The organism is Candidatus Acidiferrales bacterium (genome assembly GCA_036514995.1).
GTDB lineage: Bacteria > Acidobacteriota > Terriglobia > Acidiferrales > DATBWB01 > DATBWB01.
The window spans coordinates 1-10,996 of sequence record DATBWB010000049.1 but is presented as its reverse complement, the minus strand read 5'-3'; the positions used below and the strand labels follow the sequence as shown (position 1 = coordinate 10,996).

General features: G+C 59.7%; 10 protein-coding genes. 1 reads left to right on the top strand and 9 read right to left on the bottom strand.

From position 1 onward, the window contains the following. The 3 genes from VIH17_03615 to VIH17_03605 all read right to left on the bottom strand — a co-directional run. Positions 1–381: hypothetical protein (locus tag VIH17_03615; protein HEY4682320.1), on the bottom strand; the 381-nt coding region annotated here is incomplete at its 3' end. Positions 382–562: 181 nt separating this feature from the next. Further along, the gene (locus VIH17_03610) at positions 563–961 is read right to left on the bottom strand and encodes a hypothetical protein (GenBank protein HEY4682319.1); all 399 of its coding nucleotides are present in this window, start codon (positions 959–961) and stop codon (positions 563–565) included. Between the two features lie 124 nt (positions 962–1,085). Beyond that, complete coding sequence (locus tag VIH17_03605) at positions 1,086–1,814, bottom strand: response regulator transcription factor (GenBank protein ID HEY4682318.1); 729 nt, start codon at positions 1,812–1,814, stop codon at positions 1,086–1,088. Positions 1,815–2,186: 372 nt separating this feature from the next. Between VIH17_03605 and VIH17_03600 the strand changes: the two genes are divergently transcribed. Continuing rightward, positions 2,187–3,041 (top strand): hypothetical protein, encoded by an 855-nt coding sequence (locus VIH17_03600; protein ID HEY4682317.1) that lies wholly within the window; start codon positions 2,187–2,189, stop codon positions 3,039–3,041. Positions 3,042–3,574: 533 nt separating this feature from the next. On the opposite strand, the gene VIH17_03595 is transcribed toward VIH17_03600, so the two are convergent. The 6 genes from VIH17_03595 to VIH17_03570 all read right to left on the bottom strand — a co-directional run. Further along, complete coding sequence (locus tag VIH17_03595) at positions 3,575–3,886, bottom strand: hypothetical protein (GenBank protein ID HEY4682316.1); 312 nt, start codon at positions 3,884–3,886, stop codon at positions 3,575–3,577. Between the two features lie 125 nt (positions 3,887–4,011). Next, a complete protein-coding gene (locus tag VIH17_03590; GenBank protein HEY4682315.1) occupies positions 4,012–4,605 on the bottom strand; it encodes a UpxY family transcription antiterminator in 594 nt (197 codons plus the stop codon). Positions 4,606–4,682: 77 nt separating this feature from the next. After that, positions 4,683–6,050 carry an O-antigen ligase family protein gene (locus tag VIH17_03585; protein ID HEY4682314.1) on the bottom strand — a complete coding sequence of 456 codons (1,368 nt, stop codon included), beginning with the start codon at positions 6,048–6,050 and terminating at the stop codon, positions 4,683–4,685. Between the two features lie 8 nt (positions 6,051–6,058). Further along, positions 6,059–7,480: a tetratricopeptide repeat protein gene (locus VIH17_03580; GenBank protein HEY4682313.1), complete on the bottom strand. Its 1,422-nt coding sequence runs from the start codon at positions 7,478–7,480 to the stop codon at positions 6,059–6,061. A gap of 43 nt (positions 7,481–7,523) precedes the next feature. Beyond that, positions 7,524–9,857 carry a polysaccharide biosynthesis tyrosine autokinase gene (locus tag VIH17_03575; protein HEY4682312.1) on the bottom strand — a complete coding sequence of 778 codons (2,334 nt, stop codon included), beginning with the start codon at positions 9,855–9,857 and terminating at the stop codon, positions 7,524–7,526. Between the two features lie 54 nt (positions 9,858–9,911). Next, positions 9,912–10,996 (bottom strand): polysaccharide biosynthesis/export family protein (locus tag VIH17_03570; GenBank protein ID HEY4682311.1); only part of this gene is annotated, 1,085 nt, incomplete at its 5' end.

Here is a 10,996-nt window from a genome sequence, read left to right as displayed (position 1 = left end):
GGCAAGAGCCCTGATCCCGGCGTCCCGGTTCAAGAGCCCGAACAAGGCTTCGTCGGTTAGTTCCGTCTCGTCGAGCAGCCGACCTTGTTCGTAAGCCTTCCTGACCAGGAGCTTCTTGACCTCGAGCAGCAAGGCAGGCTGCTTGCGCAGGATATCGATGATGCGATCTGCAGAAAGGGAAGTCTGGCCGATGGTCTCCGCTTCGGTTTCGATGTCTCGGTGGTACCGAGCGAGATCCTGCCCGAAGGCAAAAGCCGGCCAGCAAAACAGACTCAGCAGAAAAACAGCGGTCACCAAGACGACCGTTGTCTTGTGGTTGAATTTTTCACGGACTCTGGCGTCCGCAGCCCATCGCTCTGATGCTTTCTGGTCCTCGCGCATAATCCCTCTCCTCCGAGATTGGCCAGCACGCTGCCGGACAAGGCGCCACAAGCTCCCTGCGCGAAATAAACGAGCGACCAGCGCCGTTCCAACTATTCGGGGCCATTTTCGGCAAATCAGACGGCATGCTTTATTGATCATAGAGGATCGAGATGTACAGGCTCATCAAGTTGGAACGGCACTAGTTTGGTTTCGTCGAGTCCGGCGTCGCGAAGAATAGCGAGCTGTTCCTCCCGCCTCTGATAGCTTCCAGCAACCCGCGCTCGGAATTCTCGATGGATCGGGAGCGAACCTCGACATCCGCCCAAAAGAAGACGCTGATGTTCCTCTCGGCGGCCACGCCCAGAATTTTCAAATCAGGCCGCTTGGCCAGGAGGGTCGCGCAAATTGCCGGAACCTGGTCCGATTCGTCCAACCCGACCACAAGCACATCCGGCGCAAGCGCCTCGACCGCCGGAACGAGGTCTTTCTCGTCGTAAAGCTCCCCGACGACTTCCAGGTCGGGTTGCCCGGCAAGCAAGGCAGCCAAGAGATCGCGCACCAGCCGCGGGCGATTCGCCACTAGAACTCTTTTACGCACTGAGCACTCTCGATGGGGCGGAGTATCCTCGGCGAAGAGTACCAACCGGTAGGCACAAAAAGGAGCTATCAGGGGTACTGAAAAATACTACCTAACGGGCACTACGCGGAGAGCTATGGCGGTACTATATTCGACTCGAACTCGGGATGCGAGCGGTCGTTCGGTCGCGATGGGGGTTCGTCAACGCCGGGCGGGGAATTGGAATCAAGATTTGCTTGGCAAGCTGCCCGGCGATTTCAAAACGGTGCTTTACCTTCAATTTGCGCAAGATGTTCCGGAGGTGGTTCTTGACCGTTTGTTCGGATATGCCCAAGCGATCCGCAATCTGTTTGTTGGTGAATCTCGCCGCAATCAAAGGCACAAGCTGGTGCTCACGGACGGTAAGACCGGCTGCTGTCTCGTAAGCCGAGCGGGTCGGATAGGTTCGAACACCGGCCGCAAACTCGACGAGGGCCAAGGTAAGGCTTTTAGGAATCACTGCTTCATTGCGATAGAGGGCGCGAACGGCCTCCAGGATATCGTCGGTGGAAGAATCTCTCAGAACGTATCCTCTCGCACCGCAGCGTATGGCGGTGATGAATTCGTCTTCATCTTCCGACATGCCGAGCATGAGAACCTTGAGCCGAGGAAAGCGTGCTTTAACTTGTTGCAGTGCCGACGGACGCCCGCCCTCGGAAAGGCTGCACTGCAAAAGGAGGATGTCCGGTGAGACCCTGGGGAGGTCTTCGAGAGCGATCGCAGCCGTTGCCGCGGCCCCGACCCATCCGATATCGGAGGTCAGATCAAAAAGCCGCTTCACCGACTCGCGGAGAAGGCGATTGTCATTGACGAGGTAAACGCGGATCCGGCTCACTTCCTGACCCTCAGTTACGCCGCAAGCTTTACATGAACGTGCCGGTTGGCTTCAGTCTTTCGAGCTGTTGGTCATCCATTTCCATGCCCAACACGAATCCTGGCGCAGCAACACCTGCGCGGAGGTTTCGTCGGGGGGATGGGCAAAATTATCTCCTCCTGCAAGAGTGACGTATTACGAGTTTGTGAAGCACAAGCAACTTGCCGGGCAGCCTCCCTCACCAGTGAAGGTGCTGCGAACAAACAAAGTTCCTCACCGTCTAACCCGTCCGGCCACCAATAGTTGCGTTCTGGTAGTTTAATACCCCCCAAGGGTAGTAGCCGGGCTGAAAAGCTTGATTCTGCTTTCAATTGTAAGCAAGGCTGTAATTCTGTGCTAGAATTCGGCTTTCTTTTCCTGGCTGTGCCTGGGGAGCAAGAATTGCGCGCCGGCGAGCACCTCAAAGAAATACGGACCCGCCTCGGGATCACCACGCGGGAAGTGGAGGAAAAGAGCCGGAGGATTGCCGAGGCTGAGGGCAACAAAGAGTTTTACATCTCAAATGCCCGGCTCACTCAAGCAGAAAACAAGCGCTCCACCCCGAGCATCTACAAGCTGTGCACCTTGAGTATCATCTACCGCGCGAAGTTCACCGATCTGCTCCTGCTCTACGGCGTGGACCCGGAGAAGATCAGCAAGTATCAGCTCGCAATGCCTCTACAAAAAACCCATTTGACAACCCTTGCCGTCTATGACCAAGAACGGGTTGTCAGTTTCCCAGTTCGCTTCGAGCAGGGATTCAGGCCGGAGAAGACGAACCTCCTGTCGCGCATGGTAGAAATCTGGGGAGAGGTGCCGATCTCCCTTATCCGGCACCTGGACATCAAGCACAGCAAGTACGGTTTCATCGGCCTGGAAGACTACACGTTATATCCGTTGCTACGGCCAGGCTCGTTTGTTCAAATCGATGACCAGCAGAACACGATCTGCGCATTTCGATGGCGGACTGAATTTGACCGGCCCATCTACTTTGTCCAGCTCCGAGATGGCTACGCCTGCTCATGGTGCGAACTACGAGGGGAGCACCTGACTCTACTGCCTCATCCCGCTTCACCGTGCCCCACCCGTGAATTCGTCTATCCCGGAGAGGCAGAAATCGTTGGCCGGGTGACAGCCGTTGCCATGCGGATTGTGGACTACGCGGACCCCTCTCCTGACCAGCCGGCAAAATCGTCAAGGCGATCCTGATCTTCGAAAAAAAGCGCCGCACGGGAAAGCGCAAGAGCTTCGCTAACCGCTTTTTGTTTGCAATCCGGGAGAAATTCCCGGCAATGCCGCCCCCGGCCGGGCGGGCTCGTCGCTCGGTCGCTCCGGCGCAAGGCGCTCTTGTGCTCTCGGTTCATCACCTCCCTCAGCCTCACTGCCGCAAATGGTTTACGCAGCATCTCAGAGGTTCCGTCCACGGACGAGTCCTTGAAAACGGCCCGCTGCGGGTGCGAGGCAACTCGACCAAACCTTTTACTCGTAGATTTCGCGCCGATGACGAACGCGATAGAAAAGCAGGATGCGTCCTTGGATGTCGAAGCGAATGCGATAGTCTCCTACTCGGAAACGCCAACGGCCTGGCCCCGTTTTGCCCGCGAGCTTCCTCGAGTACTTGAAGGGATCCGCGAGAAGTTTAGCTTCGATTGCCTTGAGAATTCTCCGTTGAACGGGTGGGTCGAGTTTTCTGAGATCGTCGAGGAAGCAGTGACTGTATCTTGCGGCGAAGGGCGAGGACATTATCGGAGCTTCTTGTTGGCCAGCGCGAGTTTCACCTGAGTGTGGCTGAGGTAGCGACCCCGCTTAGTCTCTCGGGCAGCTTTCTTCAAGCTCCGCTGGAATTGCGGGTCGCTCTCCTCGAGCAAGGTATCGATAAAATCCTCCACGTCCTGGAATTGATCAGGGTGCTCCTTGACGTAGTCGTGGATACTCAAGAGAATGCCTACCGGAAGATTCCGGCGGAAAATCACAAAGCGGTCATTCTCTCGCAGCTCTCGCAAAATGCGCCCCAAGTGCGTCTTCACTGTATAGGCGGTAACAACTTTGACCATTCTCGCGCCTTCTAGCCGTCCTTTTGTATTGACCAATTCAATTGTACAACGGCTTGAGCGCTTGTCAAGTTGCTGCGCTGCTGCATCCAGGTGCCGGACCACTCTCTACTCATTGTTAGAGAGCGTTAGATCTGCATGAGGTCTTCAGCATCGATCTCGACTGCAACCGAGCGGAGGATCAAGTGCAAAGAAATGACAAAGCGCAGGCTATTTTTCTTTCGTAGCAAGATGCCTTCGAGTCCCTGAAACGGCCCGCTGCGGATGCGGGCGCGCCGGCCTACTCGGAGATAAGGATAGGGGTCGAGCTGCACTTTCCGCTTGAGGAAGTGCCGGATGGCTTCAATCTCCGTTTCCGGCAAGCTGGCCGGAACACCGCCAAAACTGACGATGCGAGCCACCCCACGGGTCTCCAGCGCCTCCCGCCGCTCATTGAGCCCTATCCTCACAAAGAGGTACCCGGGGAAGAGCGGCAGGGCCAATTCTTTCCGGCGATCTTTCCAGCGGCGCACCGAGTGATAAAGCGGCAAGAAGGATTCGATGGCTTTCTGCTCGAGTTGCGAGTGGACGACTTTCTCGTGGCGCGAGCGTGTTTCGAGCGCGTACCAGCGGCGTTGGGACTCGCCGGCCAGCACGACGGGCAGAACGGCGGCCGATGACAATTGCGGGGTGAGCCCGATTCCCGCCCCGGTCACGATTTCCGATTGCGCCCGTTCGGCCATGGTCTGTTCACGGCTCCGCCCTGTCACTCACAGGGGGATATGTGACCTAACCCCTTTATTAACAGCATTTTGCGTCCCTATTTGGGCCGCATCCGCTGTACGTCCGAACCGGCCTCGAGCCCGCCTTGGCCGGTTGCCGTGGCCAGCCCGGCGAGGCTAAAGAACCAAAACGCGTTCGCCGGGATGTGGAGGTTGAAGTCCACAAAGCTGTGGACGAAAATCCCGGCGCAACCGAGCAGCGCTCCGAGCCTCACACCGGCGCCGGCCTGGCGCGGCCAATCGGCTGCGCGAAGCATGCCCTTACGGAAGAGCGCGGCAAAGAACCAGATCAACAAGAGCGTCCCCGGCACACCCATCTCCGCCATCACCTGCGCGATGTCGTTGTGGGCGTAGTTCCAGAGGCGAAACATCGGGAAGCGGCAATATTGCGGGAAGACGGCGGGGAAGGCGCCCAGGCCGACCCCGAGTGGGAGGTGATCAAGGAAGATGCCGAGCGTATCCAGCGTGGCCTGGGGACGCAGCTCCAACCCCACCTCGCCGGCAAGCGACTGGTTCATGAAGTGGGCGTAACGCCGGGAGATGTTGCCCGGATCGAGCCAAAGAAAACCGATCAAAATGACGGCGAGAAGCGGCACGGCAAACCACGCGCGCCCGATGCGGGCGCCTGTCGCAAGACGGCTCCCACGCAGCATCAGGCAGAAAAAGAAGATCACCTGAAAGAGAAAGGAAACCAGGCCGCCGCGCGAGCCGCTCAGAATCAGCGATACCGCCATCAAGACGCCGCAGAAAGCAACGAGCGGTTTGCGCTCTCTTGCGACGCCACGGTCGAGCAGCAGGCCGACAGTCAGCGCCAGCAGCATTTCCATCAGGCCGGCGTAGTGGTTGTGATTGACGTAAGGGCCGACAATATAGCCGCCAAATCGCGTCTCAAATATCCAGTAGATTTTGCCGTTGAAGGTCAGCAACTGCACGATGGCAAAAAGCGCCAGCAAGAATCCGAAGATAGCGGCTGCCTGGGCGTAACGCCGGAGCTGGCGAGGCGTCGCGAGAAGATTGGCGGCAAGGAAGAAAAAGATTCCGTAGCCGGTAAGCCGGACCAGATCCAATTCGGTGGCGCCCGGGTCCAGGGAACGGCGGCTCAACCATTGAAAGGCGGCAAGCAAGCCGAAGAGCAGCGCCGGCGCATAGAGCGGGTTGGGGGCGATAGAAAGGCGGCCGCGAGCGATGGCGGGCACGAGCCAGACGAGCAGGAGCAGCAATCCTCCGAGGCTGACGGCGCCCCATGCCCAGCCTTCGACGGCGCCAAAAGCGAGCGACGCTGCCGCCGGGAGAAAGACCAGGAGCAACGGCGCATACCACTCTCGCCAATGCGTCCCGAAGCTTCGGGAGGGCGGCTCCGCCGTCCTCACCAGCGGCGATTCGGACGCAGGGTATGCAGCGGTCAAGATTGTTCTCAACCTACCTTTCGTCGTTCGAGAGAATCCGACCGCCCGGCGCCACGCCGCCGAGGCGGGACGGATTTGCCCGGAGCCGGGCCGAGCCCTGCACCGGATGGCACCGGGCCGAGCGATTCGAGACGCACGGAGTCCAGCCAAATGCGCCCGCTCATCTTGTTGTCAAACGTTCGGCTCGGCGGACGGTAAAGAACAACCTGGAGCAAGCGGGTGGCGGGGAGCGTGGGAAACTCGACGGAAACCTCTTTCCAATCCGTTGTGCCGAGCACGTCCGGTGTCATGACTCGCAGTTTGTCGGGCGAGTAGTAGTCGGTGACGAGCAAGCGCGGCCCGCTGTCGCTCGAAACGCCTTCGGCGCGCAAGAAACCGGTCAAACGATAGCGATGCAGCGGTTCTACCGGGGCCAGATGCGCGACCCCGGCGAAGTGAAAGTTTTCTTTCCTGGTGAACTCGACCTTGAGAGAAAAAGTTCCGGTGTGGGCGACCGGGCTCTCGAGATCGGCGGTGACATCCGGAGAGAGCATCACGCGCCAGTCAAAACCGCCGAGCAGCGGTGTTTCCTCGAAGTCACCGTTGTAGAGCAGGTTGCCCGCTGCCTGCCCCGGAGCGGATGGTGAGGGAGCCTGGCCGCGAGCCCCATCCGGGCGAGGCGGAATCAACCCCGCGTCGCGCAAGTGTTGCCAGACGGCGCGGGCAGCATCGGGTTGTCCCCGGCTGAGCAAAAGATCGAAATAAGAAAAAACCATGCGGGGGTCGTAGGGGTCCTTACGCGCGAAAATTTTCTCCCATTGACGGCTGGCGGCTTCCGGGTGGTTGTTGGCCACGAGAAACTGAAGGTACTCGAGCCAGACCTGGACCGAGGCCGGCAACAGGCGATTGAGGTCCGCCTCGGCGTTCTCGCTGGCCCGCCAGAGGATGGCAAAGGTCAGCCAGTTGTAGGCCGGTGTCAATTCGAGAAGCTGGCGGAAGTAGGGCAGGGAGCGGTCGATTTGGCGGGTGCGAAGAAAGTAGTTGCCGGCAGTCCACAGGGCGTCCACGCCGTGGGGCCGCAGGGCCACCGCTCGTTCCATCGCCGCCGCCGCGTCGGGCGGGCGGTGTTGCATTTCGTAGGCCAGGGCCAGATCCATCCAATATTGGCCGGTACGCGGGCTGAGGCGGGTGGCCGCCTCCAACTGCTCGGTGGCCCTGTCCATTTCAAACACGGTGACGGAATAGATGAGCGCGCGCCCGAGACGATTGTGATAGTCGGCCTGGGCGGGGGCCAGCCGCACCGCCCACTCCAGCTTTTCGAGTTCACCGCCATCGGCAAGCGTATCCGCCGCAGCAAGCTGGAAGCACCGGTAGGCGAAAGCTGCGGCTAAAAGCGCGAGCCCGGCGAGCATGAGCACCCGTAGAGTCGGCGATTGCGTTCGAAGCTCCATTCCACTCTGCTGAGGCGGAGACACCGACCGATTCGCAGCCAGGCTACGTCGTCGTTCCTCCGCCCTCTTGAGGCGGATTCCCCGATTGCATCGGGGCGAGCGGAACCTCGGCGGAAGATTTTTCCTTCATCGGTTCCGCCGAATCGTAATAGTAGTAGTAACGGCCGCCATAATAGTAGGAATAATCGCTCGAACGAACATCTACATTGTTGAGCACGATGCCCAGCAACTTGCCGTTGACATGGTGAAGGATCTTGCGGGCGCGCTTCAGCGCCTCCCGGGTGGTCACCCCGCCCTGAGCAACCAGAATGACTCCGTCGCTCAACGAGGAGAGAATGACCGCGTCGGTAACGTGGATGATGGGCGGCGAATCGAGCAAGATGTGGGTGAAGCGCGGCCTCAATTGGGCGACCATCTCTTGCATAATGGTGGAAGAAAGCAATTCGGCTGGATTGGGCGGGAGCGGCCCGCAGGTCATTACCGAGAGGTGGGGGACGCTCTCGATGGGAACAATGGTCTGCTCAAGCTGATCGGTGCCGGTGAGATAGGTGCTGAGGCCGCGCTCATTGGACAGGCCAAAGATCTTGTGGATGCGCGGCTTGCGCATGTCGGAATCCACCAGGATGACCGGTCCGCCGAGCTGGGCCAAAAGCACCGCCAGGTTGGTGACCACAGTGGTCTTGCCCTCGGCCGGCTGGGGGCTGCTGACCAGCAGGACTTGCGGCGGACGGGCCGAGGTGGAGAGCAGAACGGCGGTGCGCAGCGAGCGGTAGGATTCGGCGATGGCTGATTTCGGGCTCTGCAATGAAACCAACTCCACCGGCTCAGCGGGCAGGGCCCATTCCTGCCGCCCGGCAGCGAGCCGGCGTCGCCTCCGGCGGGAGCCGTTCGGCGAAATCTGCGCGGGGATCAATCCGAGCGATGGGATGGCCGCAACCTGCTCGACTTCTTCCGGTGTCTTCACCGTGTTGTCCAGGTGCTCCTGAACCAAGGCCACCATCACCCCGAGCACGAGGCCGACGAGCAGGCTGAGGGCGAGGTTCAACGCCTTGCGCGGCCGGACCGGCTCGACGGGGATGCGGGCGGGATCGACCAGGTGGATGTTGCTCGCTCTCAGTCCGGCGGAAATTCCCGCCTCCTTCAATCGCTTAAGCAAGCCGTCGTAAAGCTGCTGGTTGGACTGAGCCTCGCGCTTGAGAATGTCATACTGGATGAGGAGTTCGCTCAGCCGGCTGGCTTCAGCCTTTTGCGCCTGTACCGCAGCCAGCAACAGTTGCTCGCGTTCGAGGGCTGCCCGGTAGTCTGCCTGGAGGGAATGCAGAACCTTGGTTTCTTCTTTCTCAATTAGATTGCGGAGCTCGGTGAGCTGGTTTTGGAGGCGGACGAACTTCGGATAGTTGGGCCCGAATTGGGTGTTGACCTCGCTCATCTGGGTGCTCAGCTCAATGTAGCGTTCGCTCAGGCGCTGGATGAGCTGGTTCTGGGCGACGGCGGAAACTTTTTGGAGATCGCCGCCCCGGGCCATCTTGTGAAGCGATTCTTTCTGGATACGATCGGCCTGAGCCAAAGTGAATTCGCGGCTCACGTCAACCATTCTCTGGGTGACCAGGTTCTGTTTCTCGTCCAGGTTCACGATCTGGTGCCGGCGTTCGTAGTCCACCAGCGCCTGCTGGGAGCGCTCCACCTTTGCCTTCAGCTCATCCAGTTGTTCGGTCATCCACTCCGAGGCCTTAGTGGTGGTTTGGTACTTGCGGCGAAAGTTGTAATCAATATAGTTGCGCACCAAGGTGTTGGTCACGTCGGCGGCGAGCCGCGGATTGGGGCTTTCAAAACGGATTTCCACCAAACGACTGATGCGCAGCAACTCAACCTGCAGTCGGGAGTGGAACCGCTCCACCAAAATGGTCTCGGCCTTATCCCGGGAGGAACTGACCAACTGCCGCCAGCTCTTTCCCTGCGAAGCAAAATCAGGGTGTTTTTGCAACTGGAGATCTTCGATCGTCTTGAGCGCCAGGGTGTCACTCTGTAGAACCTTGATCTGGGTCCGCAGGAAGTACTCATCGGTGGGGTAATAGCGGAACATTTCATTGAGCGACTGCATGTCCGGCTGTTCCGGCGCAATCTCCACCTTGGCGGTGGCCGAATAGATAGGGGTCATGCGAAAAGTGGCGATGGTCACGAGCGTGGTCAGGACCAGGACGATGGTCAAAACCGTCCACCGTCGCTTGAACAGAATCCGGCAGTACTCCCGCAAGGGATGCTCGGGCCAAAGGGTTTGGATGGGCGGGCCATCGTAGTACGGCGTCGCCAGTTGCCGGGAATCGGCGCGCTCCACCGCTGCGGGATGGTAAGGGGCTAGTTGATTGTGCTCGCTCATTTGGTTTTTCCCTCGTTTGGTTCGGCTTCGCTCACCACAAGTCCCGAACTCCGGCTAACGCCGAAAGATGACGATGCCGGTGGTGATTTGAAGCGCGGCCTCCGCCGCCCGGCGCAGGGCTCGCTTTCCGCCGCTGTCGGGGACAAACAAAATGTCGTTGGCGTGAAGAACCGGGTTCGAACCTTTGGCGCCCAGGATCTTGCTGAGATCGACGGGGATTTCAGCGCTCTGGCCGGTGCGGAAGTCTTTGCGGACAATTACCGCTTTACTGCGCAGGGCGCTGGGCTTCAGATCCTCGGCCAGCGCTAATGCCTTTAACACGGTCATTTCCTCCCGGTCGTCTTTCAAAACAAAACCGCCGGGGCGGTTGACGGCTCCGACCACGTAAACGATTCCGGCGCGCGGCACGGCCACCGTGTCGCCACCCTCAACCGGAACGTTGAAGCGGGGATCGCCGGAGTCGAGCAGGTCTTTGAGTCGGATGACCGTGGTTTCGGGCGATCCCGCCTCGGTGGGACCGGGGTTGCCAGCCGTCCGGTCAGCCGGTGACCCGGCCAGCGGCCGGATGGCTGGGCGGGTGATGACGACGGTGCCGCCAGCGTCATCGGCCAATCCCTCGGCGTGGGCAAGCACTTCGAGGAGAGAAGTCCGGCCGACCGCCTGGTACACGGTTGGCCGGCGGACCGCCCCCACCACCGTGATGGGGTGGCTGCGGTATTCTTTCACGGCGACGCTTACCTGTGGCGAGTTGACTAGCCGGCTTGCCAGGAGGCTCTCCTCCAGGGCCGTCTCCAGTTCAGCAGCGGTCAGGCCGGCAGCGAGGATTTTTCCGGGCAAGAGCGGCAGAGAAAGCTGTCCGCGGGAACTGACCCGGTAGTCGCCTGAGATTTCCGGCACCTCGAACACGCTAATCCGGAGCACGTCGTCCGGGCCAATGGTGTAGTCATGGGCTGCTCGGTCGAGGTGGAGCAGTCGAAAGAGTTGGGTGTTGACATCGGCGCTCTTCTGCAACTCTTGACCGCAAAGGGGCGCGCCCGGAAAGAAAAACAACAGCAGGAGACAAATGATCCTTGCCACGGTGATCCTCACTTGGGCGGATACGCTCCGCAAGGGAACAGCAAACGACAAACGGTTTTTTT

Excerpts from the sequence above, each read along its gene's own strand:
- VIH17_03595 (HEY4682316.1), bottom strand. The coding sequence starts at position 3,886 with ATGGTCAAAGTTGTTACCGCCTATACAGTGAAGACGCACTTGGGGCGC.
- VIH17_03590 (HEY4682315.1), bottom strand. The coding sequence starts at position 4,605 with ATGGCCGAACGGGCGCAATCGGAAATCGTGACCGGGGCGGGAATCGGG.
- VIH17_03580 (HEY4682313.1), bottom strand. The coding sequence starts at position 7,480 with ATGGAGCTTCGAACGCAATCGCCGACTCTACGGGTGCTCATGCTCGCC.
- VIH17_03575 (HEY4682312.1), bottom strand. The coding sequence starts at position 9,857 with ATGAGCGAGCACAATCAACTAGCCCCTTACCATCCCGCAGCGGTGGAG.